A 26084-nucleotide genomic window follows, 5' to 3' on the forward strand; every position below is an offset into this window, starting at 1 on the left:
GCAGGGCGCGGAATCTGGCATAATGGGGAACGGCACAACGCATCTTTCTTCGCCGCGCTATTGCGAGGCTGCGCCGCCGGCCTCGATCGCGAAGTGGGTCGAGGCGATTTGGTGGATACGCGGAACGGTTTCGGACGGCATCCACTGGCACGATGTGCTGCCGGACGGCTGCGCGGACTGGATCGTTTCGGCGGACAGCCGCGGGGTGGAATCGGTATTCGTGGGGTCGATGACGCGCAGGCTGCCGGTGCCGATGCGGGGCAGGGTAAATTCGTTTGGGATTCGTTTTCGCCCGGGGGCGCTCGCCGGTGTCGTGAAGGCCCCGATGGCTGAAATGCGGGACTGCCGGTTGCCGTTCGGATACGCCATGCCGCTCCCGGTGAATGACGGCGGCTGGCTGGCCGACGCGGTGGCGGACGGGGCAACTCCGCGCACGCTCGTGAAGCTGGCGACACAGTTGCTCGCGCGATGGCACGGTTTGCGGGGCGCGGACCACGGCGCGGCAAGGGCGGTGCGGGCCGTGGGGGCGTTTGCCGCCCGGCACGAGGACATGACGGTGGCGCAAATCGCGGCCAGCGCGGGCATGAGCGTGCGGACCTTGCGGCGCGTGTTCGATTTGGCCGTGGGGGTGTCACCGAAATTTTTCGCACGGGTGCTGCGCTTGCAGGAGGTGCTTGCGGTGATGGAAGCGGAGCGCGCGGCGATGGATTGGGCGGATGTCGCCGGGAGAGCGGGATTCGCTGACCAGGCGCATCTGGTGCGTGAGTTTCGCGAGTTTACGGGGAGGACGCCGACGGCCTATTGGGCGGCATTAAAAAATGGCCGTTTTCTTCAATACGGTGCATCGCGGGTTTGATAGGGTTCAGTCCTTGCTTATGAAATTCAAAAAACTTACTCCCAATCTCATGGTCGCCGACGTGCGCCGCGCCGTCGTATTTTATCGTGATTTGTGCGGCTTCTCGGTCGTCATGGCCATGCGCGAGGACGGGAAGACCGTCGATCAGGCGCTTGTCGATGGCACGGGCTATGTGTTCGCAATTCTGGTCCGGGATTCCGTCGAGCTGATGTTGCAGCAGGCGGAGAATCTGAGAAGCGAATTGCCCGGCGCGCTGAAAACGCGCGCGGCGGGTTTTTCGTGTACCTATTACGTGGAGATCGAGGGAGTGGAGGCGCTTTATGAACACATCAAGGCAATCGCGCCTGACGCGGTGCGCCTGTCGCCGCACACGTCGTCGTATGGGATGCGCGAGTTTTGCGTCGAAGACTGCGACGGGCACGTGCTGGTGTTCGCCGAGCGGGCGCAGGCGTAATCGTAGCGCCGGCGCCGCCAGTCACGACGTCACTTCGTTGCGAGCCCCGGAGGTCCGCCCGCCTGCCTTCCATTACCTGTCCGCGCCGGGATCAGCGCGAGGGCGATGATGACCAGTTGCGTGGCGACGAAGAGGCCGAGCGTGATGGCCCCCTTGTCGGTGAAGCCGTAGCTGTGGAGGCCGACTTCGAGGAGGTTGGTGCCGAACCAGCTCCACGCGGTGACGATATTGCCGAAGACAGCCATCATCATGAGGCCGCGCACGCCGGCCAGTCCGCCCCAGCGCGCGTGAAGGTAGATGGCGTTCCACATGACGATGATGAGCGCGCCGTTTTCCTTCGGATCCCAGCCCCAGAAGCGGCCCCAGGACTGGTCGGCCCAGATGCCGCCGAGCACGGTGCCGACGAGGCTGAAGAGCGTCGCGAAGCAGACGATGCCGTAAACCATGCGCTGGAGCGAATGCGGATCGCGAAATGCGGATTGCGGAATGGGAGCGGCCTTGGCGGGTTGAGTGGCACGGGCGTCCCGCCCGTGGGCTTGGGGATTGCGGCGCGGAGCGCCGTCCACGGGCGAGTCGTCCGTGCCACTCGAACCGCCGGCAGGCGGCGGGGCGAAGCGGAGGAAAATGCAGAGGATTGCGAGGATGCCGGCGAGGAAGGTGGCGCTATAGCCGACCGTGATGGTGACGACATGGGTCGCGAGCCAGAAGTTGTTGTCGAGGACGGCCCGCATCATTTCGAGCGTGTCGCCGGAAAGCGAAAGGTGGTGCGCGATGAGCAGCGCGCAGAAGCCGATGATGCCGCCGGCCATGCTGGCGACGGCGTTTTTGTGGATAAATTCAAGGGCGATGCAGAGCGTGACGGCAAACCACGCGACGCCGAGCGCGGAGGAGTAGAGGTTCGTGATGGGCGGATAGCCGCCGAGCCACATGCGGGTGAGGATGCCGGCGGTGGTGAGGAGCCACGCGAGCATCATGAGAAAGAGCGCCGAGCGGGCGAGGATGCGCGGCCATTTCAGCCAGGACAGGGCCGCGAGCAGGAAAACGACAACGTAAAGAACGGCGCTGTGGTAGAAAAGCGCGGCGTGGTTGAACGCGCCCTCGATGGATGCGCGGGAAAGCGCGGCGGGCTGGAGCGGCTCGATGTTTTGACGATAGAGGCGGACGCCTTCGTTGAACTTTTCCGGATTTTGCTCGCGCCAGGTCTGCCCCATCGCCGCGCAGGTGAGGGCGAAGAGATCGAGCCGGCCGGTGGAGAAGGTGTCGAGCAGCGCGGCCCCGGCGGTGCGCCAGTCGCCGGCGGAGCCGCCGGGCGCGTTGGGCGGGATGGCGCGGAAGGCGGCATTGGTGTCCATGAGCTGGAGGTCGTGCTGCATGGCGGCCATGAGCTGGAGCGTCGCGTTGTCGTGGGGCCGCCCGGCTTCGCGCGCGCGGGCGGCGGCGACCGCCTCGGGCAGCTTTTCCTGGAAGCGAAGAAGCTGCCCGAGAAAATCGGGATGGCCGGGGAGGGCGAGGCTGTATTGAAGTTGTTGATACGCGTGGATGTTGCCGAGGAGGGCGACGACGGCCTTGTCGTAGGAGTCGCGGCGGGCGTCCTCTTTTTCCTGCGCGAGCCGGCCTTGGGCATCGAGGGCGTCGAGGCGCGGGGCAAGCTGGTCGAGCGAGAAGCGTTTGCCGCCGTCCCCGTCGTCGGTGCGAAGCTGGAGCAGGGCGAGAAGGTCGGGATGGGTGATTTCGAAAACCCGGTGACGGGCGGCCTCGTCGGGGCGGAAGGCGGCGTCGAGGAGCCACTCGGCCGGGGTGAGGCGGCGGCCGTCGCCGGTCTTGACGTTCTGGCGGCCCTGGATGCGGAGAAGCGTGGAGCGGGCCACGGTATCCAGTGGTTTGATACGTCCGTCGGCGAGGACGGGCAGGCGGGCGAACCCTTCGGTGTCGAAGGCGGTTTTGTTTTGCAGGGCGGATAGGCGCACGCGGCTGGAAAAGTTTTTCGGAATGTCGGTGCCGGGGTAGCGGTCGTGGCGGAATTCGAGGAGCGTGACTGAATAGGGTTTGTAGGCGCGCTCGGGACGCAGGGCGAGGCGCCAGGTGCGTCCGTCGTGCTCGAGGGTTTGCGGGCCGAGTTGATCGAGGACGGGCGAGACGAGCCAGGTGCCGAGCGAGCCGGAGGACGCGACCAGTTCCACGACGGCGGCGGGGATGTTGGATTCGTCGAGGGCGTGAGTCTCGGCGAGCGGGAAGAGGACAAGGCGTTCGCCGAGTCCGTGGGTGGAGGGCGGCGGGGGCGCGTTGGGGACGCGCTCGCGGAAGTTCAGCGCGACGTTGGGGTAGTAGGCGCGGGTGATGACGCGGAAGGGCAGGGCGTCGGGCGCGGCGTCGCGGTGGCGGGCGAGGAATTTTTCCGGGAAGACGGTGGCGCGGTCGTGATCGGGCGCGGTGGTGTCGATGATGGCGAGTTCGTGGCGGCGGACGTGCTCGGAGTAGTTCTTGGTCTGGCCGACATCGAGGCGGAGCTGGTAATCCTCCTGCATGATGCCGGTGAAAAATTCGCCCACGAGGAGCAGGAGCAGGCCGAAATGGGTGAGGAGGATGCCGGATTTTTTCCAAGAGAAACGGAAGCGGCGCGCGTGCGCGGCGAGGAGGTTGAAGAAGAGGAGCCCGCCGATGCAGTAGCCGCCGGGAAAGACGGGCAGCGGGACGCCCTTGACGAAGTGGATGACGATGAAGGAGTGAAACCACTTTTGCTGAACGCCCCAGACGCCGAGCTGCACCTGGTCGAGCGTGGCGAAAAACACCAGCGCGATGGAAAGCGCGAGCAGCCAGACGGTGAGGCGGAGCGAGACAAAAAAATCGACGAAGGAGTGCCAGAGGGCGCGCATGGAGATTCTTGAAGTTCAGTGCCGTCCGTCGTGAAAACTGACGGTTTGGAGAAACGCGAGAAAAGTTTCCCTCTGCTCGCCGATGAGGCCGGCCTCGCCGCTGAATTTGAAGAACCAGGTGCGCTCCGGCTGCTTCAGCCATGCGCCGAGCGTGCGGGATTTGTATTTGCCGTCGATGAGCGCGGCCTCGCTGGTCATGTCGGTGATGAGAAACAGGCCGGCGGGGGCGTCGAGCGTGGTGATCACCGAGGATAATTGCGCGGCGGTGACCGGGGGAAGCTGGAGCTGGCCGCGCCAGCGGTTGACGTTGGCGAGGTCGCCGCCGACATCCCCGGGGAACACGGTGACGGCCACCTCCGCGCCGCGTCCATCGGGCGCGGAGACGGCGAGCGTGCCGGCGCGCATGGCGCCCGCGGGTTTTTCCTGCCAGCCGGCGGGGACGGTCCAATGCGCGTGCGGCGCGCCGGCGGCGGCCGCCACCCCAGCCCGCGCGGCATCTTCGGCGGACATGCCGGCCATCGGAGGCATGGCGGCGGGAGCGGGCGGCGTCGCGGCTGCGTCGGCAGAGGCGGGCGGAAGTTGCAACGGCGCGGGCGGCGGATCCTTGGGCGCGTCGTAGGTGCGGATCCGCGGTTCGCGGCATGCCGTATTGAGCAAGAGCAGCGCGAGGAGCGCGACGGCGGAGAGGAGGAACGGGCAGCGCGTGGTCATGTCGATATTCGCTGGGCGTGCGGGCTGAGTCGTGAGGTTGAAGGATTCGGCGGGTTTTGATTTATGCAACGCAAACCTTGTTTCGGGCGCTGGATGCGCGTGCGCGGTTGGCGCGGCGCGAAGTGTTTGCGCCAGGAGCGGACAATGGCTCAACCCGAAAAGGCCGGATGAAGGCATGTTTCACCGTTTTATCTCAATTTGCGCAGGAATGTCACAGTGTGGCCGCAGGCATGAGAAATCGGTCTCGCAGCCCGCGGGAAATCGCCGCTAGCGTGTCTGTCTCACCCGATGCATGCCCCCAGCGATCATTCCCCGCCAGTCGCGCCCGTGATTGGAAATGGCGGTTTCCCGCCGTCGAAGGCTTGCGCGCCACGGCAGGAGAAGCCGGTGCGTGCGATCGAGTGGTGGATGCGGGCGCTGGCGTGGCCGGCAAGCGTGATCGTGCGGCTTTGGAGCGCGACGTTGCGCATCGAGCTGACCGCGGGGTCGCGGCGGGCGTTCACTTATCGGGAGCGGCCGGTGACGTTTGCGCTTTGGCACAACCGCACGTTCATGCTCACGCAGCTTATCGGGCGGTATCGCGCCGGACGGGCGCTTTGCGCGTTGACCAGCACGAGCAAGGACGGGGCGTTGATGGGCGCGCTGCTCGGGTTGCTGGGGCTGCGGGTGATCCGCGGATCGAGTTCGAACAACGGGCGCGATGCCGCGCAGAAACTCATCGCGGCGCTGCGCGCGGGGCACGATGTGGGGCTGACACCGGACGGACCCAAGGGCCCGATCTACGAGGTGAAGCCGGGCACGGTCATCGTGGCGAAGAACGGCCGCAGCGCCATCGTGGCGGTTGGCGTGGTCTATGAGACGGCATGGCGGCTGGGCACTTGGGACCGCTTTCCGCTGCCGCGTCCGTTTTCCCGGGTGAGGATTTACGGACGCCTGCTGGATACGGTGGAAAAAGACCGCGCTTCGGCGGTGGCGGAGGAACTGGAGCAAACGCTGCGCGAGATCAATCCGGTGGAGACCGGGCGGGACGGGGAAGTTGGATTTTAGATTTTCGATTGGGCGCTACCGCGCCGAAGGCAAATCGGAGCGGTAGCTCCATCAATCGAAAATCGAGAATCCAAAATACCCTTGCGGGCGCTCCGGGCCGGGGCACTCTCACGACTTACGATGGCAAACAGCTTTGGGAAACTTTTCACGCTTTCGACTTGGGGCGAGAGCCACGGGGCCGGGATCGGCGTGGTGGTGGACGGTTGTCCGCCTTTGCTGCCCATCACGGCGGAGGAAATCCAAGCCGAGCTTGACCGGCGGCGTCCGGGCCAGAGCGACATCGTGACGCCGCGCAAGGAGGCCGACGCGGTGGAGATTTTGTCGGGTGTGTTCGAGGGCAGGACCACGGGCACGCCCATCGCGATGCTGGTGCGCAACGCCGACCAGCGGCCCGGCGCCTACGACGAAATGCGCGAGAAATTTCGTCCATCGCACGCCGACTTCACCTATCAGGCGAAATACGGCATCCGCGACCATCGCGGCGGCGGGCGCAGCTCGGCGCGCGAGACCATCGGGCGCGTCGCCGCCGGGGCCATCGCAAAAAAAATCCTCGCGGCGGCGGGCGTGGAAATCCGCGCGTATGTCACGCGCATCCACGACATCGCGATGCCGGAGGACAGCGGCGCGGGCGCGGAATTTCCCACGCTGGCGGAGGTGGAGGCGACCGCGGTGCGCTGCCCGCATGCGGAGACGGCGGCGGCGATGATCGAGCGCATCAAGGCCGTGCGCGCCGAAGGCGACTCGGTCGGCGGCGTGGTGCGGTGCCGCGTGCGCGGCGTGCCGGCGGGGTTGGGCGAACCGGTGTTTGACCGGCTGGAAGCCGACCTCGCCAAGGCCATGCTGTCGCTGCCGGCGACGAAGGGTTTCGAGATCGGGAGCGGGTTCGGCGCGGTGGCGTTGAAGGGCTCGCAGCACAACGACGTTTTCGCGCCCGACGGCAAAGGCGGCGCGCGCACGGTGACGAACCGTTCCGGCGGCGTGCAGGGCGGCATCAGCAACGGCGCGGAGATCTGGTTCAACACCGCCTTCAAGCCGACCGCCACGATCCTGCAACGCCAGCAAACCGTCGATATGCGCGGCGGGGAAACGGAACTGGTCGGGCGCGGGCGTCACGACCCGTGCGTGGTCCCGCGCGCGGTGCCGATCGTCGAGGCGATGACCGCGCTCGTGCTGGTCGATCACTGGATGCGGCAGAAGGCGCAGCGCGGGACGTTCGAGTTTTGAAATCGGAGTGGACGGGGAACCGCGAAGGACGAGAAGGTTGCGAAGAAAAGACCGATTGATTAAAATCTCTTTGCAACCTTCGCGTCCTTCGCGGTTCATACGATTCTGATTCTGGTTTTCAACATGAGCGAAACGGCACAACCCCTTGTTTATGTCATCCTCGGCGCATCCGGCTCGGGGCGGCGCGAGGTGCTGGCGGATTTTGTCAACGACGCCATGGACGACGACGAACGTTCGCTGGTTTTGCTCGCGGACACCGAGGCGCCCGATGAGCGCGACGCGAAGCTCGGCGAACTGTTCCGCTGGTCGTGGCGCGAGACCGGCGGCGGGCCGGAAGGCAGGGACGGCTCCATCGCGACAACGGACGAGATGAGCGCGCGCGTGGCGGCGGCGACGCATGTGTTTTTCGTGACCGACGGACGCCGCAATCCGGTCGAGCAGGTCGAGGCCCTCAAGCCCTGGTTGGTCGAGGTGGGCGGCGAACTGGCGCGGATTTTGTGCGTGGTGAACTGCCAGCTCGCCGAGGCGCACCGCGAACTCGGCGCGTGGTATGAGGCGTGCATCCATTTTTCGGACGTGGTGCTGCTGACGAAGCGCGAGGGGGTGGCAAACAAATGGATGTCGGATTTCCAGGAGCGTTTCAAAAAACTGTATTATCCCTGCGTGTTTGAGTTCGTGAAAAACGGGCGCGTGAAAAATCCGGCGCTGGTGCTCGTGCCCGAGGCGCGGCGGATGTCACATCATTTCGACGGCCCGGAATGGGAAACGGTGGACGGCGAAGACATCGAGACCGGTGTCGAAAGCGACGAGGGCGAGGTCGAGCCGGACAGCGAAGACGTGGAAATCGTCGAAAAGGTGGACCCGTATTTCGAGCGCCGCGCCGGCGGGCAGCGCGTGAAGGTGATTCCGGATATCCGGAAGTTTATCGAGTAGCCACGGTCCGCGCCTGCGCGGCCGGGGCGGCGCGTTTGGCTTGCCAAGCCTTAAGGATGATACCGGCGATGGGCGCGGCGATGGTGCCTCCGCCGTATTCCTCGCCGGGCACGTGGCCCTCCATGGCGACAGCGATGGCGATTTGCGGATTGTCGGCGGGAGCGAAGCCGACAAACCAGGCGATGTTGAGTTGTTTGCCGCCTTTCGGATTCGGAACTTGGGCGGTGCCGGTCTTGCCGGCAATCACGAGGTTTTTGAATTCGGGATATATTTTGAGACTGCTGAGACTGCGGGCGGTGCCAATCCGCGCGGTGCGCACCATGCCCTCCACGAGCGTGGCTTGTTGCGCGGGCGTGAGCCCGATGGGTTCGGTGTGAAGCGCGGGTCGCCCGGGGTCATGCAGGAGGGTCGGCGGGGTGCGCAGTTCGCCGCGCGCGATGGAGGCGGCGAAGCAGGCCATCTGGAGCGGGGAAAAAAGAAGGAACCCCTGGCCGATGGACATATTAGCGGTGTCGCCATCGGTCCAGCTTTCGCCGCGGTTTTCTTTTTTCCATGCCGGATCGGCGATGTTCATCCTGCCAGATTCGTAGGGGAGTTCGATGCCGGTGCGCTGGCCGAGTCCGAAGCGGCGGGCATTGTCGGCGAGGGATTGCGGCCCGGCGGCGATGCCTTCGGTATAGAAAAAAATGTTGCAGCTTTTGGCGATGGCATCGGGGAAGGAGATCGGACCGTGCGCGCGACGGTCGTGGCAGGGAAAGAGGCGGCTGCCCACGCGCATGACGCCGTGGCAGACAACCTCAGTGTCGGGTTCGAGCACTCCGGAGCGGAAGGCGGCGACGGCGGTGAGGAGCTTGAAGGTGGAGCCGGGCGGATAAAGGCCCTGAATGGCACGGTTCAGCCATGCGCCCTCTTCTTCGATTTTTTTCGCGGCATCGGAGCCGAGGCGCGGAGTGAAGTCGTTCAGGTTGTAGTCGGGCTTGCTGGCCATGGCGAGCACCTCGCCGGTTCGGACGTCGATGGCGACGGCCGCGCCGGCGATGCGGGTGCCGTCCTCGTCGGCCATGGATTCTATCGCGGCCTCGGCGTATAGAAAAAAATGTTGCAGCTTTTGGCGATGGCATCGGGGAAGGAGATCGGACCGTGCGCGCGACGGTCGTGGCAGGGAAAGAGGCGGCTGCCCACGCGCATGACGCCGTGGCAGACAACCTCAGTGTCGGGTTCGAGCACTCCGGAGCGGAAGGCGGCGACGGCGGTGAGGAGCTTGAAGGTGGAGCCGGGCGGATAAAGGCCCTGAATGGCACGGTTCAGCCATGCGCCCTCTTCTTCGATTTTTTTCGCGGCATCGGAGCCGAGGCGCGGAGTGAAGTCGTTCAGGTTGTAGTCGGGCTTGCTGGCCATGGCGAGCACCTCGCCGGTTCGGACGTCGATGGCGACGGCCGCGCCGGCGATGCGGGTGCCGTCCTCGTCGGCCATGGATTCTATCGCGGCCTCGGCGGCGAGTTGCAGGTCGAGGTCGAGCGAGAGCGCGATGTTGCGGCCCTGCACCGGGGTGCGGCGCATGAGCGGAGGGTCGATGCGGTAACCGGCGGGATCGACGCGGTAGATGGCGCCGCCGGCCTTGCCCTGGAGATGATCGTTGAATTGCAGCTCGATGCCGGCGCGGCCCGTGGTGCCGCGCATCTTGAAGGTGGCGAGGTCCTCGCCGGGGAAGCCTTCCACGGGGATGTCGTCGGTCGCGCCGGTGTATCCGAGAATATGTGACGCGGCGGAACCGTGCGGATAATCGCGGACGCTGGAGGCGGTGAGCTGGAGCGGGGAGCGGACAGGTAGCTGTTCGGCGAGGCGGGCATAGTCGCCGGACGTGAGATCGTCGAGCAGCGTGTAGGGCAGCAGGAGTTGCTGGCGGAAGTGGCGTTCGAGATCGCGGCTGCTCACCTGCGCCTCGCGGCCGATGACGCGGTTGACCTCGTCGAGGTAGCGCTGGACGACGGAGTAGCGCGCGATGACGGCCATCTGGGAGGAACTGGGGATGTCCTTGTCGCCGAGTTCGCGGTAGTTTTTGCGGATGCGGAGATATTCCAGGCGGAATTCGCGGCGGAGTTCGTCGAGGTTGAGCGTGACTTCAAAACGGGCGCGGTTGCCGACGAGGAGGCGGCCTTCGCGGTCGTAGATGTTCAGCGATGCGAGCAGATGCCGGAGCGCGAGGCCGGAAGGCGCGTCAAGACGAAGGGCGCAGAAGATGGCGACCGCGGCGAAGAGGGCGATATTGGCAATCAGGGCGACGGCAACGCCGACCAACGGCTCGGCCCGGGGGATGCGCGAACGGAGTTGGAAAATGACGGCGTGCGCGAGGAGAAGAAGCATGGTGAGCAAGCCGAAGGGCAGGGGAGTGGCGGCGTCGCACCAGAGGCCGAGCGGAACGATGATGCGCCAGCCGTGGCGGTGGCGGAGGCGAAGCGCGGGAAACACCACCAGCAGTCCCCCGACGAAAACGCTGATGTGCAGGGACGACAGGTAGTGGTTGAGCTGGGCCGCGACCGTGCAGAGCAGGATTCCGCAAAGGATGACGATGATGGGTGTGCGATAGCGGCGCATCGGGGAAAAGGCGAGGGCGTGACAAAAAGATGAAAAGGAGGAGGGCGGGTGATGCGGCCTTATTCTTTCCTCTTTATTCTTTATCTTTCTTCTTTCTCTCGTGCCCGGCATGTGCGCCGAGGCGGTTGGAGGAAAGATAAAGAGGAAAGAATAAAGAGAGGGTTGTGTGTTTTCGGTTCATCAGGACGGCGGAGGGAGGGGGACGAGCACCGTCACTTCGCTTACCGAGGCGAGGCGAGGGTCGAGAAGGACGGGGCCGGATTTGAAAAGGCCGTCGCTGCCGGGATCGAGCGTGGTGATGAGGCCGATGCTCAGGCCGGGCGGGAAAACGCCGCCCAGGCCGGAAGTGACGAGGCGGCGCGGATCGGTGGCGCCGGCGAGGATGTCGAGCGGCACGAATTCCACCATGCCGCCCGCGCGGGCCAGCGAGCGGGCGCCGGCGCCCTGATAGCTGACCGGGCGGTTGTCGCCCTCGATGCAGGCGGCGAGGCGGAGGCCGGGATTGCTCACCAAATCGACGACCGAGGTGTAGGCGCCGACCTCGGTCACGCGGCCGACGACGCCGCCGACAAAGATGACGGGCGAGCCCGCGGTGATGCCGTGCATGGAGCCCTTGCGGATGACGAGGCGCTGCCACCAGGCGTTGTAGTCGCGACGGAGCACGCGGGCGGGTTCGCTGCGGTAATCGTTGAACGAGGGCAGGCGCAGCAGCTCCTCGAGCCGGGCAACCTCGGCCTCCAGCGTGGCGTTTTTGCGGATGCTCAGTTCGTAGGATGCGTTGAGGCGCGAGAGCTGCTGGCCGGCCTCGATGAGGTCGTTCTTGGCCCGCGTGCGCAGCGACCAGTAGTTTTGCAAATCGCGCACCCGTCCCGCCGTGACGTCGATGGGGGCCTGAAACTCAAAAAACGAAAGCCGCGCGAAACGCTTGAACAACGCGGGCAGCACCAGCCAGGCCGCGAATGCGATGAGGAGGATCAGGAACGGGCGGGCTTGGTCGATGCGTTTGGGCGGCACGGCGAGGAGAGATCGGGTTGCGGAAAACGCCGGTTGCCGGCGAATGGCAGTCAATCGGCAATCGCCGCAAAAAGATGAGGGAAGCGCAAAGGGATTTTTGGAGTTTTTATGTCCCTCCCGCTCAAACCGGGCCGCATGAGTCCCGTTCGATCAATTCCGCCGGCAGATTGATGTGCGCCGGCGCATCGGTGTTTGTCCCCGACATGCGTCCGAGCAGCAGGCTCACCGCCGCTTCCGTCAGCGCCGGCAGCGGCTGGCGCACCGTCGTCAGGTGCGGGTTGCTCATGCGGCAAAGAAAAATGTCGTCGAAGCCCGCCACCGACACATCCTGCGGCACGCGCAGGCCCAGCTCCCGCGCGCCCTCGATCACGCCGAGCGCGGTCATGTCGTTGATGCCAAAAAAAGCCGTCGGCGGGTGGCGGCGCGCGAGGAGCGCCTTCACCCCGATGCGGCCCGCCAGCGCGTTTTCCGAATCCGACTCGGGCTCGGCCTCCAGCCATTCCCATTTGTCGTTCGGTTTGATGCCGTGCGCGCGCAGGGTCTCGCGATAGGCGTTGAGCCGGTCGAGGCGGTTGGACGAGTTTACCGGGCCCGAGACGAAACCGATGCGCCGGTGCCCGAGCTTGATCAAATGCCCGATGGCGAGCGCCGTGCCCTGCGAATTGTCCACGCGCACGCTGTCCACCTCGAAATCGCCCTCCTTGATGTTGGCGCGGTCAAACGCCACGACCTTCAATCCGCGTTTCGCCAGCCCGGCGAGATGCTTCATCGAGAGCGGGGACGAGCCGAGGATCACACCGCGAATTCCCCGCGACAACATCGATTCCGCGTAAAGCTGCTCTCGCGCCAGGTCGCGCTCGCCGTTGCAAAGCATCACCTGGCAGTTTCGCGCCATCGCGGCATGCTCCACGCAGCGCGCGAACGCGCCCCAGAACGGATTCTCCACCGACGGCACGATGAGCCCGATGATCGGCACAAAGCCGGTCTTGAGCCCGCGCGCCATCTGGTTGGGCGCGTAACCCAGCTCCGCCACGGCCGCCATCACGCGCTCCAGCGTGTCCGGGCGCATCTTGTCGTGTTTGCCGTTGAGCACATTGGAAACCGTGCTGGCAGAGACCTTCGCCAGCCGGGCGACCTCGAGGATTGTTGCTTCTTTCACAGCCACAAGCGCCTTTGAATGCCGCATCGCTCCCGCTCACGCAATCGTAAAACCTTACACCAAGCGACCGCCTCGCCCCTTGGGAAACCCGTGTCAGCCCTCCGGGGCCGCAAACGTTTCCCGCGCAATCATCGGAGGGGACGTGCGGCGCGGGCACGGCGGCATCGCACACCGCCATTGATTTCTCAAAAAATCCCCTGTTTAAGCTCAACGCATGTTCATCGACGAATGTGTCATCAAGGTTCAGGCCGGGGACGGCGGACGCGGCTGCGTGAGTTTCCGGCGCGAGAAATTCGAGCCTTGGGGCGGCCCCAACGGCGGTGACGGCGGCAAAGGCGGCGATGTCGTCCTGCTCGGCGACGACGACACCAACAACCTCATCGACTACAAATACAAACCGCACTGGAAAGGCGAGCGCGGCGAGCACGGCATGGGCTCCGACTGCAACGGCCGCGAAGGCCGCCCCGCCATCCTCAAGCTGCCGCTCGGCACCATCGCCATCGACGAGGACACCGGCAAGGTCGTCGCCGAGGTGATCGAGGACGGCCGGCGCATCGTGCTCCGCAAGGGCGGCAACGGCGGCTGGGGCAACACGCATTTCAAAACCTCCACCAACCGGGCGCCCAAGCGCGCCAACCCCGGCCAGCCCGGCGAAGGCGGCGTGTATCGCCTCATCCTGAAAAGCATTGCCGACGTCGGCCTGGTCGGTTTCCCCAACGCCGGGAAATCCTCGCTCACGCGCCAGATCACCAAGGCGCGTCCGCGCACCGCCGCATATCCCTTCACCACGCTCCATCCGCAGATCGGCGTCATCGAACACGACGATCCGCGCCGGAGCGGGCGCCTGCTGCTCGCCGATGTGCCCGGGCTCATTGAAGGCGCGAGCGAGAATCGCGGACTCGGCCACCGTTTCCTGCGCCACATCGAACGCTGCACGCTGCTCATGTTTCTCATCGACATGGCCGGCGTGGACGGACGCGATCCGCGTGACGATTACGCGACGCTCCTCAAGGAACTGAAGCTTTACGATCCCGCGTTGCTCGAAAAGCCGCGTGTCGTGGTGGCCAACAAAATGGACATCGAGGAAGCTGCAAAAAACCTGGCGAAATTCAAGCGGCGTCACAAAGCCGACGTCCTTGAAATTTCCTGCCTGACTGGCGCCGGTCTGGAAAAATTGAAGAAGGAACTCTTCAAGCGGGTGGGGAAAGGAAAGGCAAAAACGGCGAAAGCCAGCCCCGTCGCGGCGGAGTGAATGGCCCACCCCGTAGGCGGGGCGGGATGGCGGGCAGCAAGGGATTGCTCAAAGTGAAACAAAAAAACGCGAATGTGCGGAAAATAGGCCGAATTTTTCACTTGCGGAAGCGAAAGAGCTATCCGTAATAGCGACCCTCTCAATCGTCTGCGAGGCTTGAAGAAGTGACGCGGATGAGAACTGATGCCCGGTAGCTCAGTGGCAGAGCAGGTGACTGTTAATCACTTGGTCGCTGGTTCGACCCCAGCCCGGGCAGCCATTTCAAAAATAATCCGAACTTTTTTGAGGATCGGTCAAAAAATCGCGGAACTCGCTCATTTATTGGCACAAATGAACTCACTGATTTTGACCGATCTTGGGTGGAGTTCTTGATTTGGTCGCGAGTCAGCCGGATTTCGGCGGCCCCTTGGGGTTGTTCGGAAAGATCGGTCAAAATAATCCTGAAGTGAAGTTTCACCCGGAATAGGGACTTTAGCCCGCCGTAAACTTGGGTCCCGCAGACCACTTTGGGATGTGGCCGTGGGTGATCGCAACCATCTTGGACAACGCTTGGTTTCGTTCTTCCCGGTTGTTGAATTGCGCGACTAGGCGAGCAAATGCCTGTTCTTGCTTCTCAATTGGCTGATCCGCGATTTCACCAAGGACCTTGATGCTAAAGTGCCAAGCCTCGTTCGCCGTTTTAAGGCCCGCAAGATACTCCTGAATGGATGGTGCTAGGTGAACGAGTTTGAGCACACGGGTCACCATGCCGGGGTCGACTCCGACACGTTTTGCCAACGCTAGGCGATTCGGCACGTCGCCCGTGGTCAGCATTCGTTGCCATTTCTGAGCGCGGATGACCGGGTGCTCCACCGCCGGTTTATTGACGGCCACGGTCCGAACTCGTGCGTCCAACCGCACGGATTGCCGGAACGGCGCGATGATCGTGATTTCCCCGCGCATCGCATTTTTGAAGTCCACCCGGGCATCCAAACTCAGTCCTCGCAGGTTGGATGATTGGCCGACTGGCATCCTGTGACCTTGCTTCTGCGCCTCCAACCCTTGTGCCAACTCCGCGCTGTGAAGCTTGACCCGGATCTCCATCAGGCGATCCGCCGATTGTGCGCCCTCCCTTGACCCGACTTTCTTGCCACCGGCTTCCGTTGCCCGACGCACGTCGATTCGTTCGATGAAAAGCTGAATCATCTCCTTTTGCTCGGATGGCGTCAGCTTCGGGAGCACTTCCCTGAAACGCTCCAGGTTTTTCCTGATGTGTTGTTCTTCCAGCACCAGCGCATTCGATGCCGTTAATTCCTGACGAGTTCGCTCCAGTTCGACGAGCAACCGACGGCGTTGTTCGCGCAGATCGGACGCACGCCGGACCAGCGCATCGCCGAGGACATCGACGCCACCCTTGGAGATGGCGATCGCACAGTTATCGAGCTGCTTCTCGACGCTGGCCAGCGATTGCTTTTGCTTCTCGACTTCGGACTGCAACACGGCGGTATCCTTCCGGCGGGTTGAGCGAGAAACCTCCACCATTTCCTTGATGATTGAGGGATGTTTCGCGACCTCCCCTAAGACGGTGACGACTGCCTTTTCCAAGGCATCGGCAGAGAGCCGCCCGACGGTGCATTGCGCGGTATGCTTTTCCTTCAAAACGGCACTACACGTGTAGTAGCGGTATTTGCCCCCGGAGGCGTTTCGTTTCCCGCTGTCGCTAGGCACCAGCGCCCTCCCACACGCCGCACAGAAGGCGATGCCCTTGAACAAATGATTGTGGACATCCCGGGCTTGAAAGCTCGGGTGATCTAGCTGTCCCGGACGCTCCTGAATGTCCGCAGCAGCGGCATTGGCCTTTTCCCATATTTCGGCCGACACCAATCCCTCATGTTTACCTGTGAACTCTTGGCCTTCAAATCTCACCGCTCCACGGTAGATCGGATTCTGGATGATCAGCCGGAGTCCATCGGAACGAAATAGCCGTCGGCCAATGGTCTCGGTCTTGCCATCCTTGCGTTGAACCACGCGCTCCTTGGTGCGAAGCCCGTCAGCGTTCAACGCATTCGCAATGTCGGTCAGCGACATCAGTTTTGCGGCCTCCTGAAAGATACGCTGCAATACCGGAGCCTCGGTCGGGTGTGGTTGAAGCGCCTGCGTATTCTTGTCGTAGGCGTATCCATAAGGGACCAGCCCGCCGTTCCAGTATCCTCGCTTCGCTTGTTCCCGCATTTTGATGCGCGTTTTCTTCGCGGTATTCAGTCGCTCGAATTCCGCCACGCTCATCATAATGTTGTTCTTCAAGCGGCCCTCCGGCTCCACCTCCGAGATGCTCTCCGTAGCACTTTCAAGACGACAGCCGTGCTTTTGCAGAAATGCACGGAACGGTCCCCATTCGTCCATGTTTCGAGAGAGCCGTTCGAGCTTGAAGACCAGGACAACCTTGACCTCGCCAGCCTCAATCATCCGCTTGAGGGCTCGGATGCCGGGGCGGTCCATTGTTCCACCGGAATACGCCGCGTCGGTAAGCGTTGCTACTTCATACCATCCTTCGTCGGCATGGTTCCGAATCTGGTCGCGACACACCGCGGCTTGGCTTTCGCATGAGTCGAAACGACCGCCAACTTGGTTGTCGGTCGAAACACGGGCGTAGATGACTACCGGAACCCGGGGTAAATCAAGCGGTGAACGCTCAGGCTTTCGCGGCATGATTCAGTTCCGCTCCAACTGTGCCGCATCAGGCTCCATCCGATTCAGATGATAGACCACCGATCTGGTTTGCCCCTCGACAACAATCTGGCGTTCGCGGGCAAGACGCTGCAAAGCACGCTGATAGACCACCGATCTGGTTTGCCCCTCGACAACAATCTGGCGTTCGCGGGCAAGACGCTGCAAAGCACGCTGGACGCTGGCTCGGGAGAGCCCGGTTCCGCTGCAAATCGCCGCGGGTGAGGCTGCGCGCATGGAGGCCAGATACTGAAACACCCGGTCTTCCGGACTGGCCGCATCTGGCGTGTCCCCGATCAGACCCAATTCTTCAGCTTCCTTTTCCGAGAGCCTTGCTCGGAGCGCATCACTGGCCTCTGCGAGATGAATCGCCTGGCAAAGAAGCTCTGCGATACGATGCCGGCGTTGCGCGTCCGTGGGCTTTGAAAGCGTGCGTTCCATCGTTCTTTCTTACACTGCCATCCGCAGCTTCGTGGTTTTCCGCGTTGGCAACGCGATACGCGGAGTAATCGGTGCAGGCTGCGGAGCGTTGCCCGGCTCCGGCACATGGCCGCCCGTCGCGACCTCGGACGACAGGCTCTCGGTATTTTGATTCTTGGTAATATCGAGGGCTTCGACCAACTCTGCCTGGCGCGCGACGGCCTCGTGGTAACGAGCCTCGTGCTCAAATGGGCGATCCATCAAGGCCGCGATTTCCCCGATTGATTTCTTGGTCTGCGCCAAATGTTCCTGCGCCCGCCCGATTCGTTCTTCGATGGAACGCACGGCGTGCTCCAAGGAACCGATGATTCCCGCCGGGCTGATTGAGACGTTGCCGTCGTAGGTCATGGTCCCATGCAATGTGAGCTTGTCCGGCACGGTGGGCCGAAATGCCAAACGGAAGCCCGCGAAGTGTCCCAACTCCACCGGTCCGCGCGCATGACGCTGGCGATCCACCAAGCCGATCAATGCCGTTCCTGCCTCGGCTCGATCCTCATACGTGCGACCGACCAGTTTTATGACAAACTTATCACCGTGGGTATCCACCCGGCGTTCAAGGTCAGTCCGATGCCCGACGATGGCGCGCTCCAGCCGTTGCACATCTTCTTCCATCATCCGCAGCCGTCGCCGGGCGTTGTATTGATCCTCGCCATGCTGACCACGGAGCCGCCCGAGACGCATCACTTCGGCATCCACTTTCGCTTTCTCAATCACGAGCGGATTGCCGGATGCGATCGCTTTCACCTCGGCATAGGTCAACGCTGGTGAATCAAGATCCTCGATCCGCCGGGCCGAGCATTCTCCGGTCATGATCTGGGCGATGAACTTCGCTTTCGTTTCGAGCGTTTGCCACATGTACGCATCGAAACTGCCCTCCGTCACGTAGCGGGTGATTTGCACCACGGGATTGCTGTTTCCCTGCCGCAGAATCCGACCTTCGCGTTGTTCGATGTCGGCAGGCCGCCAAGGGGCATCCAGATGATGCAAGGCCACCAGCTTGGCCTGAACGTTTGTGCCAGCGCCCATTTTTGCGGTCGAACCGACCAGGATGCGGACCTTGCCGGAACGGACATTTTTGAAGAGGGTCAGCTTGGCCGCATCGCTGTCGTGGTCCTGAATGAATGCGATTTCGGCAGCGGGAACGCCGAGCCTGACCAACTTGGTTTTGATGTCGTCGTAAACAGAAAAACCCTGACCGGGACCTTTCGGCGTGGAAAGGTCGCAAAAGACAAGCTGCGCGAGGCGTTGCTCGCGCGACGAATCCCAGATCGCGAAGATTTCCCGCACCGCCTGGTTTACCTTGAAGGCCGGATTGTCTTCAAGCGGGCCGAGCGCGAGTCGAAGGTCGAGTGCCGCTTTCCTGCCCTCGCCAGTAATTTTGAGCATATTGTCCTCCCACGGCGGCACGTGATTGGTTTTGAGTTTCTCTGCCCGAGCGGCCAGGGAGGCGACCAACGCCTTCAATTGGAGCGTCGCAGGTGCGCGCACGATCCGCGGGCGTCCACCCTCGATTTTCGGAATCGGCAGTTTAAGCATGTCCGCAGTCTGAATGTCGGCCACCTGCCGGAAGAGATGCATGAGCTCGGGCACGTTCACGAAGCGTGCAAACCGCGTATTCAACCGATACCCGGCGCCGTCAGGCGCGAGTTCGAGCGCCGTGATCGATTCGCCGAAAGTCGCCGCCCACGAATCGAAATGCCGCAAATGTCGGCTCGCCAGCGTGTCCATTTGCAGGAAGCGCTGCATGGTGAACATCTCCGCCATCGTGTTGGTGACCGGCGTTCCAGTCGCGAACACAACGCCCCCGCCGCCGTTGGCGCGCTGCACGTGCTGCACTTTCAGGAACATGTCAAAAGCGCGCTCCGACGCCGTCTGCGGGAGACCTGCCACGCGCGTCATTTTGGTAACATAGAAAAGATTTTTGTAGGCGTGGGCTTCATCGACAAAAAGGCGGTCCACACCTAACTCCTCGAAGGTCAACGTGTCGTCCTTGCGATGTTCCGCCGCCAAGGTCTTGAGCCTGGCCTCCAGACGCTTCTTGGACGCCTCCAGTTGCTTCACCAGCCGTGTGCCCGAGTCCTGTCCTTTTTGCTCCCGAATGCAGGTTTCGAGATCATCGAGCTGCTCCTGAATAAAACCTTTCTGGGCCTGCGACGATATGGCCAGGCGCTCAAAGCCGGAGTGCGTGACAATGACGGCATCCCAATTATTGGTGGCGATGCGGCTCATCAATTCCCTCCGGCGTGCGCTCTCGAAATCCTGCCGCCAGAATATTCGCGGCGGGATACAGCGTGAGCAGTTCGGACGAGAACTGTCCCAGCATGTGATTGGGCACCACGAAGAGCGGCTTTTGGCCAGCCCGCCGCTTCAACTCCATCGCGGCCGCCACCATCGTAGGTCTTGCCTGCGCCAACAACATGGGCCAGAGCGTATTCGGTGTCTGGAGAATCCGCCACACCGCCGCTGGTGCGCGTGGAGCGCAATGGCCGCCGGGCAGCGTCAGGTGATCGCCGTTGAACGAGCGTAGCCGGTAGCAATTAAACTCACGATTGTAGTCCGCCACGAGGCGTTCACGCCGCGCATCGTCGCTCCAAATCCATTCAATGAAGCGGTCTTTGATCTTCTGCTGTTTCTCGCGCGCGGCCTCCGTCGCGACAACGTTGAGATGAGCGACTTTCTTTTCGTCATAGTCATAGACCGTTGGCGTGCGAAGATTGAGCGCATGTTCCAGCAACTCATGGGCAGGCACCCGTTCGGTTCCCCATTCGCTCCGGTTGGCCACTCCCGTCTTGGCGTAGTAACTGGCCTCGACACTCCACAATCCGAGTTGTGCGGCATGACCGACCTTCACGTCCTCACGGCCGCTCCGCAGCAGTTCCCGCGCGAATTGGGCAATATCCGATGCCGGAATCCAGACCGCGCCCAGCCGGGCGTCGATCTCATTGGCTGCGAGCGGGTCAGGTTGCACGGCCCGAAGCGCTTCGACATTGCCATGAAACCGTGCGTCGCGCTTCGCCGCCATCTCGGCCTTCGCCAACTTTTCGCGAACGTTGCCGGAAAGATACTCGTCCTCGGGCTCCCAACGCCGGGTGTCGGGATTGAGGAAGATGAGTCCTTGCAAGTGCGGCAGGAACTGCTCCGGGGTCTTACTCAGCAACTTCGCGATGTGGTCGAGATCAACGCGACTCCGCTCATTCAGCGTGACCACCAGAGCTTCGCGCGGGCTCGCCACCTGCTCAATGGGACGGCGGTGATCGATGGTGCGCTCACGGAAGATCGCCGTCTTCGCCGCCGTATCGTTGTCCTCATTGTAGTTTTCGAGCGAGAGCAGCAGCGGTAGATCGGGATCGCCAACGAAAGCGCGAACATTGGCTGACGAAGAGATCGGGCCAAATTGCCCAACGAACCGATCATACACCTCGTTGAGCCGTTCCCGCGTCGCCAGAATGGCCTCTTCGCTTTGGTTTTGAACTTGTGCCGCAAGGCACGCGCGCGCGGCCTCTCTTACGCGCAACATCCCGCGAATCCGGCGCAGGGTTTGGGCCGGAAGATCCGTCAGGACGACCAACTCAGCTCCCTCCCTCTGACCGAGTCCTCCGTCGTCCAGAGCCATGTAGGCCCCCGGCTTCAAATTTGCTGGCGCGGGCAGCGTCTGTCTCGCCGCCAAGCTGGTTGCCGGTCGGTAGAGGCCGGCTGGCAGCGACTGGATCGCCTGCGTCAACGCCGTGCTCAAATCCCGGCCGTCGTCGCCGAGTTCGGCTTCATCCCGCCCATACATACCATGTTCCCGACGTTGCATTTTGCCGAGCATATGCTCGGGATGGGCGCGGTAATATTCGTTTACGAAGATGGGCTCTCCTTTCTCGACTTGGAGCGTCTGACTCTCCAGCCAGGCCAACCCGCCGGGCTTTTCTCCCGGAAGTCGCTTGCGCAGGAACACAATGTCGGTTGTTACCCGCGTATTCGCATTGTGCAGGAAGGCGGTGTTGGGCAACCGCAACGCTCCGACGAGATCGGCCTCCCCGGCGAGCAATCCGCGCAAGCCGTCTTCCCGTTTATCGAGTGTGCCCCGGGACGTGATGAATGCGACCAAGCCGCCGGGACGCACCCGTGCCAGCGCGGCAACAAAAAAGTAATCATGAATACGGAATCGCCGTGCGTTGAAACGCGGATCGTGGGGGCGATAGTCGCCGAAAGGGATGTTCGAGACCGCCAGGTCGAACGCATTGGTCGCGAGGAGTGCGGTCTCGAATCCCTCCGCCCGAATGTCAGCGGCGGGATAGATCGCCCGAGCCAGCCGGGCGGTGAGTCCATCAAGCTCGATCCCGGTGAGCTGCGAACGCCCGTGCATTTCAGGCGGCATGAAACCAAAAAAGTGACCGAGCCCGCAGGCCGGCTCCAGAATCCGGCCTCCCCGGAACCCCAGCCGCTCCAGACCCGCATACATCGCCCGAATCACGGGCGGCGACGTATAGTGAGCATTGAGTGTCGAGGCTCGTGCTGACGTGAATTCCTCCGGCGTGAGCAGGTTCCTCAGCTCGGTCTGTTCCGCCGCCCACTGTGGCGCTTCCTTTTCGTCGGCGAAGACCTGCGGCATTCCGCCCCAGCCGACGAAGCGGATCAGGATGGACTTGTCCTCGGTGGTCGCCGGACGCTGCTCCGCCTCAATCAGGCGAAGGCGTGCAATGGCCGCGACATTCTGCCGATACTTCTGTTTCAGCGAGCCGACCCCAATCTGGTCGGTATTGTTCGGACGGTAGTTTCGTCCGTTGAACTGCGAAATCAGTTCTGTTCCGGCGGAAGCAGGATATATTTCTCCCGCACCAGTTCCCACGCCCGGCTGTGCGCCTGTTCCGGTGTCAGCCCCTCCTTGCGAAAGTCTCGCAGGAGTTGATCCATTTCTTCCGCCGTGCGCTCCTGCGCTTCCAGCAGGGCTTCCTGTAACCGGCCCTCCGTTTCCAAGCCACGCACCATCTGCGGGCAATGTTCCCGCCAATGGGCTTCCGCCATCCGTCCGTATGCGAGGAGTCCGTTCATGGGTTAGCTCGGCAAAGAAATCGAGTTGATCGTCGTTGATCTTCCTTAGCGCCATGCCTCATCTCGATTCAATCATTATTCGCCGCACCATCGGACCGTTGCGGGTGGCGGGTTTTCGCTCGTGCTGCCGAAGTTCGATCAATCGCGACTCATCCAGCGCCGAGCGCACGATGGACAGCTCCTGACCTTCGACCGTCACGATTTCCTGACCAGCGGTGATAACGAGTCGCTCCGGATTGCCGGCGATATGCTCCCACCGCTTCAACTCGCCAATGGGAAACGAGACTACCCGGTCGCTGAGCACGAACCGCACGGCTCCCGCCGTCTGATGCTCCGACGCCAGTTCACCCCACACATGCGGCGCGGGCGGAGCCAACGGCACCTTCGTGGGATGCTGATGAATGCTCATGCCACCACACCTCCTGCCACCATCCGGATGCCGGTCCGAACCGGAGGCGAAGCGCGGTTCGTTGGCGGAGGCATTTCGAGCACAAGTTTGCGGTCACCGGATTCCATCATTGCCTCGCGGGCGGCCCGCTGGTCGGCGACGTAGATCTCCTGACTCTCCCGAAAACGGGAGTTGGAGACGTAGGCTTGTTTCAGATCGGCCGCCAGGATGCCCGCGCGTCCCAGTAATAAGATCCCATGATCGACGGTCTTGCCTTGGGCCGCGTGCGAGGTCGTCGCATAGCCATGCGAAAACTCCCGAAACAAGGAAGGAATCGAGCGCCCATCTCGCAGGGTGATGCTCCCGTCCGGCGCAAAACCAGCGACCTCAACCAAGTCTCCGTTGCGCAGCCGCGCCGTCTTCTGATTGGCCCGAATCAAAAGGCGGTCTCCGGCTGCGACCTCAATCTCGCGCCGAATTCCGACATCGAAACCGCGATTGTGACACGGGCTGAACCATGCTTCTCCGCCATCCTCAAAGCGCAGCAGCAGAACCGCGCCATCACGCCGCACAACCGTGAGTTGATCCCCTTTGGCATACGAACCCGACGAGCGATGAAACAGCAGCACCTGGCCCGGCTGATAATTTCGCGCGTCCCGCATTTGCGCCTTCGTCCATTGCAGCGAAAAGACCGTGGACAGGTGGCGTCCGTCGCCTTGCAAGAGGCCAGCCTCCCGCAGTTGACCGCGCACGATGTCGGTAAAGGCATGGATTTCTTTCCAGACCGGCGAAATCGCCAGGCAGCTTTCGGCGCGGCGGACATGAGCGACGTAGGCGCTCGCGGCCGTTTGGAACAGCACGTCCTCCTGCGGGATCTCCTTTACCGCACCGAGCCGGGAGAAATGGTTGAATGCCCCAAATGCGTCGCCTTTGGCGAGCAGAGCCACCGCCCGGCGATACTGCGGCGAACGTTGCCGGCGGATTTGCGTCAGGCGGAAGACCGGCACCTGCGCGAATTTTTGCAGACAGCGCAAGGCGTCGCCGGCTTCGACTGAGGAATGCTGCTTGATGTCTCCAATCAGGATGACCCGATTGCCATTCGCTGCCGCCAGCCAGCAGAGGTCTCGCATCTGCTTCACGGAAATCAAGCCGGCTTCGTCCACCAGTAGCACGCGGTCGCGCGTGGCCCGCTGGAGCGATTCGTTGACGAGTAGTTGCTGCAACGTGTCGGCATGCGTGGTGAGTTCCTGACGCAGCACGTCGGCCGCCCCGGAAGAAGGAGCGCACCCGAAGACCCGTCCGCCCGCCTGCTCGATGCCGGCCACGACTGATTTTAGGCTGTTCGTCTTCCCGGTGCCGGCATCACCGGCGAGGATCATCACCCGGGAATTGCAGCCAAGCATGCCCTCCACCGTCTGGCGTTGCTCTTCCGACAATTCCGCTCCGGTCGGAAGCGTGCCCAACGCACCGCAACTCGTCCGGCCGGCGTTCGCCCAAGCGATGAACTCCTCTTCCGCCTGCAAGGCCGCGGTGGCGGCGATTTCCTCCTCCGCCTCCCGGAGGACACCGGAAGCAACCTGCTGCTTCAGGGCGGCCCGCAGATCGGCGAGCGGCACGACACCTCGCCCGTAGATCAAGGCTTCCCGAAGCAGATCACGCGATGCGACTACGGACTTGCGCTCGAAAACATGGTCCGTCGTCGCGGTCAGCGCTTCGTCGGCGCTCATCTCGGGCGGCGGAACCGGCTTGCCCATTGTGCCGGCAATCACGGTGCGCACGACGGCTAGGTCATCGCCCGCCCGCGCTTCCCATCCCGTCCGCAAACTCGCGGACGTTGCGTGGGTCTTTGCCGCCCGCGTTTCCGCCGTGATGGCTTGAAGCTCGTCTTGTGTCGCGGCTCCGCGTTCGCGGGCCGCCGCCAGAATCTCCGTCCGCCGTTCGCTGAACTCCGTTCGCAGGCGTTCCGGAAATCCTCGAATGGTGAAACCGATGCCGGGCTGGCGTTCGAGTTCGTAACCACCCTCGCGCATCCGTTGCGCGAGACGGTTGTAGCACACCTCGCGGAAATACCCCTGATGCCGGAGATACCCGTAGGGTTGGACGCCCTTCCAACGCTGCTCCGCCGGGTCGAAAGTGACGTTGAGAATGCACATGTGGGTATGCAACTGGGGATCGAGCGCCCGGCTGGAATCATGCGTGACCACCGCCGCCATCATGTTGCCCGTCACCCGATCCGCGTTGACGCCGCCCCGTCGCACGCGGGTCGCTGTCACCGCCTCGACTTCCTGCAAAGTTTCCTGCACCGCTTCCTGCCACCACGCCTCAATCCGTCGATCACCGCCGACCAGCAGCGCAATCGAAACGTCCTTGGGCGCCGAAATCTGCCCGAAGTAACAGACTCGGCGTTTAGATCCTTTGTCCCTTACTCCGAGTCTTTCTCCCGTTGCCGGATGCTGACCGGCACACAGTCGCTCCAACGCCTCCAATTGGCATACCCCGTTCAAACCCAACCGCGCGGCGCCTTGGCCGAACCAGACCATCTCCGCCTGACCTTCTTCAGTCAGATAGTCGCCCACGCGCAAATGCTGCCGGAAGTAGCTTACGGCGGCATCCACGCGAATGCAGGGTTTATCAAATCTAACCATGCTGGGAATGAAACATAAACCCATAAGAAAAGCGAGCGTAAACCCATAAAATTTAAGCTAGGAACGCATCCGCAGAAAATTTCTTTGCGCAGTTTACTGCTCATCATTCAAGGAACCGATGATCTCGTTGAAGCATCCGCCTTAAACCTATCACCTATGAAATGTGTGACACGCCACCCCTAACGTCCGTTAGGTAGCGGAGCGAATTTCGCCACTACACCACTACTCGATCACCACTATATTGTCATTCCGGTTATTTATAAACCCATAATATTTTGTTTTACTTTAATCCCAAGAGAAACGATACTGCCCGCCAATGGATTCGCCCGAACTATATGCCCGCCTGCTGGAGGATGCCCAGCGTTACGACCCGACCGCGCATAACCGCGGCCTGCTGGCTCCGTATCGCGACGTGCTCCTGCTCCAACGGGCGAAGTTCATGAGCTACGAGCAGATTGCGGCGACCTTGAACCGCCACGGCCTCAAGGTGTCACCCGCCGCCGTGGGCGTTTTTTGCCGGCGGAACTTTACCAAAGCCGAAATCGAGCGCGTCCGCCAATCGCCGTCGACCACAACGACGAATGCGTCCGGCAGACGACCGGCCGGCTCGTCAGCCGGCGCTCCAACTTTTGGGGTTTCCGCGCCGGGATCGAGCGTAGGGAGCTTGGGGAAACGCGGCCCCAAAATTGCCCGCGATAACTACTGACCAA

21 protein-coding genes, 1 tRNA gene and 1 pseudogene are annotated in these 26084 nt (G+C 62.7%); 9 read left to right on the forward strand and 14 right to left on the reverse strand.

What is annotated here, in order from left to right; all coding sequences use genetic code 11:
* Positions 1-22 precede the first annotated feature (22 nt).
* From OH491_RS01065 to OH491_RS01075, 3 genes and pseudogenes are all read left to right on the forward strand, one after another.
* Positions 23-289 (forward strand): annotated as a pseudogene (locus OH491_RS01065) (DUF6597 domain-containing transcriptional factor); the annotation flags it as partial.
* A 261-nt stretch (positions 290-550) separates the two neighbouring features.
* Positions 551-856 (forward strand): helix-turn-helix domain-containing protein, encoded by a 306-nt coding sequence (locus OH491_RS01070; protein ID WP_334319738.1) that lies wholly within the window; start codon positions 551-553, stop codon positions 854-856.
* Positions 857-905: 49 nt separating this feature from the next.
* Positions 906-1310: a glyoxalase gene (locus OH491_RS01075; protein ID WP_334319708.1), complete on the forward strand. Its 405-nt coding sequence runs from the start codon at positions 906-908 to the stop codon at positions 1308-1310.
* A gap of 29 nt (positions 1311-1339) precedes the next feature.
* On the opposite strand, the gene OH491_RS01080 is transcribed toward OH491_RS01075, so the two are convergent.
* The 3 genes from OH491_RS01080 to OH491_RS01090 all read right to left on the reverse strand — a co-directional run bounded on the left by OH491_RS01080 (position 1340) and on the right by OH491_RS01090 (position 5397).
* Positions 1340-4183 carry a cytochrome c biogenesis protein gene (locus OH491_RS01080; protein WP_342750816.1) on the reverse strand — a complete coding sequence of 948 codons (2844 nt, stop codon included), beginning with the start codon at positions 4181-4183 and terminating at the stop codon, positions 1340-1342.
* Between the two features lie 15 nt (positions 4184-4198).
* Positions 4199-4894, reverse strand: a complete 696-nt coding sequence (locus tag OH491_RS01085) for a hypothetical protein (protein WP_068773028.1) — start codon at positions 4892-4894, stop codon at positions 4199-4201.
* Between the two features lie 305 nt (positions 4895-5199).
* Positions 5200-5397 carry a hypothetical protein gene (locus OH491_RS01090; RefSeq protein WP_334319707.1) on the reverse strand — a complete coding sequence of 66 codons (198 nt, stop codon included), beginning with the start codon at positions 5395-5397 and terminating at the stop codon, positions 5200-5202.
* A gap of 49 nt (positions 5398-5446) precedes the next feature.
* Here OH491_RS01090 and OH491_RS01095 point away from each other — a divergent pair, with 49 nt between their 5' ends.
* From OH491_RS01095 to OH491_RS01105, 3 genes are all read left to right on the forward strand, one after another.
* A complete protein-coding gene (locus tag OH491_RS01095; protein ID WP_334319706.1) occupies positions 5447-5941 on the forward strand; it encodes a DUF374 domain-containing protein in 495 nt (164 codons plus the stop codon).
* Positions 5942-6061: 120 nt separating this feature from the next.
* Positions 6062-7165 (forward strand): chorismate synthase, encoded by a 1104-nt coding sequence (aroC, locus tag OH491_RS01100; RefSeq protein WP_068772890.1) that lies wholly within the window; start codon positions 6062-6064, stop codon positions 7163-7165.
* 123 nt (positions 7166-7288) lie between these two features.
* Positions 7289-8098 (forward strand): hypothetical protein, encoded by an 810-nt coding sequence (locus OH491_RS01105; RefSeq protein ID WP_068772889.1) that lies wholly within the window; start codon positions 7289-7291, stop codon positions 8096-8098.
* On the opposite strand, the gene OH491_RS01110 is transcribed toward OH491_RS01105, so the two are convergent.
* The 4 genes from OH491_RS01110 to OH491_RS01125 all read right to left on the reverse strand — a co-directional run bounded on the left by OH491_RS01110 (position 8088) and on the right by OH491_RS01125 (position 12872).
* Positions 8088-9161, reverse strand: a complete 1074-nt coding sequence (locus tag OH491_RS01110) for a peptidoglycan D,D-transpeptidase FtsI family protein (protein WP_342750818.1) — start codon at positions 9159-9161, stop codon at positions 8088-8090. The two genes, OH491_RS01105 and OH491_RS01110, sit on opposite strands and share 11 nt — an antisense overlap.
* Before the next feature lie 5 nt (positions 9162-9166).
* Positions 9167-10693 carry a penicillin-binding transpeptidase domain-containing protein gene (locus OH491_RS01115; protein ID WP_342750819.1) on the reverse strand — a complete coding sequence of 509 codons (1527 nt, stop codon included), beginning with the start codon at positions 10691-10693 and terminating at the stop codon, positions 9167-9169.
* Positions 10694-10873: 180 nt separating this feature from the next.
* Positions 10874-11707 carry a rod shape-determining protein MreC gene (mreC, locus tag OH491_RS01120; RefSeq protein ID WP_068772886.1) on the reverse strand — a complete coding sequence of 278 codons (834 nt, stop codon included), beginning with the start codon at positions 11705-11707 and terminating at the stop codon, positions 10874-10876.
* Between the two features lie 121 nt (positions 11708-11828).
* On the reverse strand, positions 11829-12872 hold the full coding sequence (locus OH491_RS01125) for a LacI family DNA-binding transcriptional regulator (protein WP_334319705.1): 1044 nt from the start codon (positions 12870-12872) through the stop codon (positions 11829-11831).
* Between the two features lie 208 nt (positions 12873-13080).
* Between OH491_RS01125 and obgE the strand changes: the two genes are divergently transcribed.
* Both obgE and OH491_RS01135 read left to right on the forward strand, forming a co-directional pair.
* Positions 13081-14118, forward strand: a complete 1038-nt coding sequence (gene obgE, locus OH491_RS01130) for a GTPase ObgE (RefSeq protein WP_068772885.1) — start codon at positions 13081-13083, stop codon at positions 14116-14118.
* A gap of 184 nt (positions 14119-14302) precedes the next feature.
* Positions 14303-14377, forward strand: a tRNA-Asn gene (locus OH491_RS01135).
* A gap of 212 nt (positions 14378-14589) precedes the next feature.
* Here the strand turns inward: OH491_RS01135 and OH491_RS01140 are convergent.
* From OH491_RS01140 to mobF, 7 genes are read right to left on the reverse strand one after another with little or no spacing between them, the layout of a single operon-like run.
* A complete protein-coding gene (locus tag OH491_RS01140) occupies positions 14590-16806 on the reverse strand; it encodes a recombinase family protein (RefSeq protein ID WP_068772884.1) in 2217 nt (738 codons plus the stop codon).
* Positions 16807-16809: 3 nt separating this feature from the next.
* Positions 16810-17265, reverse strand: a complete 456-nt coding sequence (locus OH491_RS01145) for a helix-turn-helix domain-containing protein (RefSeq protein WP_342750820.1) — start codon at positions 17263-17265, stop codon at positions 16810-16812.
* 9 nt (positions 17266-17274) lie between these two features.
* Complete coding sequence (locus OH491_RS01150) at positions 17275-19533, reverse strand: hypothetical protein (protein ID WP_342750821.1); 2259 nt, start codon at positions 19531-19533, stop codon at positions 17275-17277.
* Positions 19511-22138 (reverse strand): hypothetical protein, encoded by a 2628-nt coding sequence (locus OH491_RS01155; protein ID WP_342750823.1) that lies wholly within the window; start codon positions 22136-22138, stop codon positions 19511-19513. Before OH491_RS01155 ends, OH491_RS01150 begins: the two co-directional genes overlap by 23 nt.
* Positions 22087-22341: a hypothetical protein gene (locus tag OH491_RS01160; protein WP_068772881.1), complete on the reverse strand. Its 255-nt coding sequence runs from the start codon at positions 22339-22341 to the stop codon at positions 22087-22089. The genes OH491_RS01155 and OH491_RS01160 overlap by 52 nt, the downstream gene beginning before the upstream one ends.
* 58 nt (positions 22342-22399) lie before the next feature.
* Entirely contained in the window at positions 22400-22750 is a 351-nt protein-coding gene (locus OH491_RS01165; protein WP_068772880.1) for a hypothetical protein, read from the reverse strand.
* A complete protein-coding gene (gene mobF / locus OH491_RS01170) occupies positions 22747-25344 on the reverse strand; it encodes a MobF family relaxase (RefSeq protein ID WP_334319704.1) in 2598 nt (865 codons plus the stop codon). The genes OH491_RS01165 and mobF overlap by 4 nt, the downstream gene beginning before the upstream one ends.
* Before the next feature lie 346 nt (positions 25345-25690).
* Here mobF and OH491_RS01175 point away from each other — a divergent pair, with 346 nt between their 5' ends.
* Positions 25691-26080 (forward strand): hypothetical protein, encoded by a 390-nt coding sequence (locus OH491_RS01175; protein WP_068772878.1) that lies wholly within the window; start codon positions 25691-25693, stop codon positions 26078-26080.
* The last annotated feature ends 4 nt before the right edge of the window (positions 26081-26084 follow it).

Source organism: Termitidicoccus mucosus, assembly GCF_038725785.1.
Taxonomy (GTDB): domain Bacteria; phylum Verrucomicrobiota; class Verrucomicrobiia; order Opitutales; family Opitutaceae; genus Termitidicoccus; species Termitidicoccus mucosus.

Bases quoted from the DNA above. Each gene is read 5' to 3' on its own strand.
- OH491_RS01095 (WP_334319706.1), top strand. From the start codon at position 5,447: ATGCTCACGCAGCTTATCGGGCGGTATCGCGCCGGACGGGCGCTTTGC.
- obgE (WP_068772885.1), top strand. From the start codon at position 13,081: ATGTTCATCGACGAATGTGTCATCAAGGTTCAGGCCGGGGACGGCGGA.
- OH491_RS01140 (WP_068772884.1), bottom strand. From the start codon at position 16,806: ATGCCGCGAAAGCCTGAGCGTTCACCGCTTGATTTACCCCGGGTTCCG.
- OH491_RS01165 (WP_068772880.1), bottom strand. From the start codon at position 22,750: ATGAGCATTCATCAGCATCCCACGAAGGTGCCGTTGGCTCCGCCCGCG.
- OH491_RS01080 (WP_342750816.1), bottom strand. From the start codon at position 4,183: ATGCGCGCCCTCTGGCACTCCTTCGTCGATTTTTTTGTCTCGCTCCGC.
- OH491_RS01175 (WP_068772878.1), top strand. From the start codon at position 25,691: ATGGATTCGCCCGAACTATATGCCCGCCTGCTGGAGGATGCCCAGCGT.
- OH491_RS01115 (WP_342750819.1), bottom strand. From the start codon at position 10,693: ATGCGCCGCTATCGCACACCCATCATCGTCATCCTTTGCGGAATCCTG.
- OH491_RS01075 (WP_334319708.1), top strand. From the start codon at position 906: ATGGTCGCCGACGTGCGCCGCGCCGTCGTATTTTATCGTGATTTGTGC.
- OH491_RS01160 (WP_068772881.1), bottom strand. From the start codon at position 22,341: ATGAACGGACTCCTCGCATACGGACGGATGGCGGAAGCCCATTGGCGG.
- aroC (WP_068772890.1), top strand. From the start codon at position 6,062: ATGGCAAACAGCTTTGGGAAACTTTTCACGCTTTCGACTTGGGGCGAG.
- OH491_RS01105 (WP_068772889.1), top strand. From the start codon at position 7,289: ATGAGCGAAACGGCACAACCCCTTGTTTATGTCATCCTCGGCGCATCC.
- OH491_RS01150 (WP_342750821.1), bottom strand. From the start codon at position 19,533: ATGAGCCGCATCGCCACCAATAATTGGGATGCCGTCATTGTCACGCAC.
- OH491_RS01145 (WP_342750820.1), bottom strand. From the start codon at position 17,265: ATGGAACGCACGCTTTCAAAGCCCACGGACGCGCAACGCCGGCATCGT.
- OH491_RS01110 (WP_342750818.1), bottom strand. From the start codon at position 9,161: ATGGCCGACGAGGACGGCACCCGCATCGCCGGCGCGGCCGTCGCCATC.
- OH491_RS01085 (WP_068773028.1), bottom strand. From the start codon at position 4,894: ATGACCACGCGCTGCCCGTTCCTCCTCTCCGCCGTCGCGCTCCTCGCG.
- OH491_RS01070 (WP_334319738.1), top strand. From the start codon at position 551: ATGACGGTGGCGCAAATCGCGGCCAGCGCGGGCATGAGCGTGCGGACC.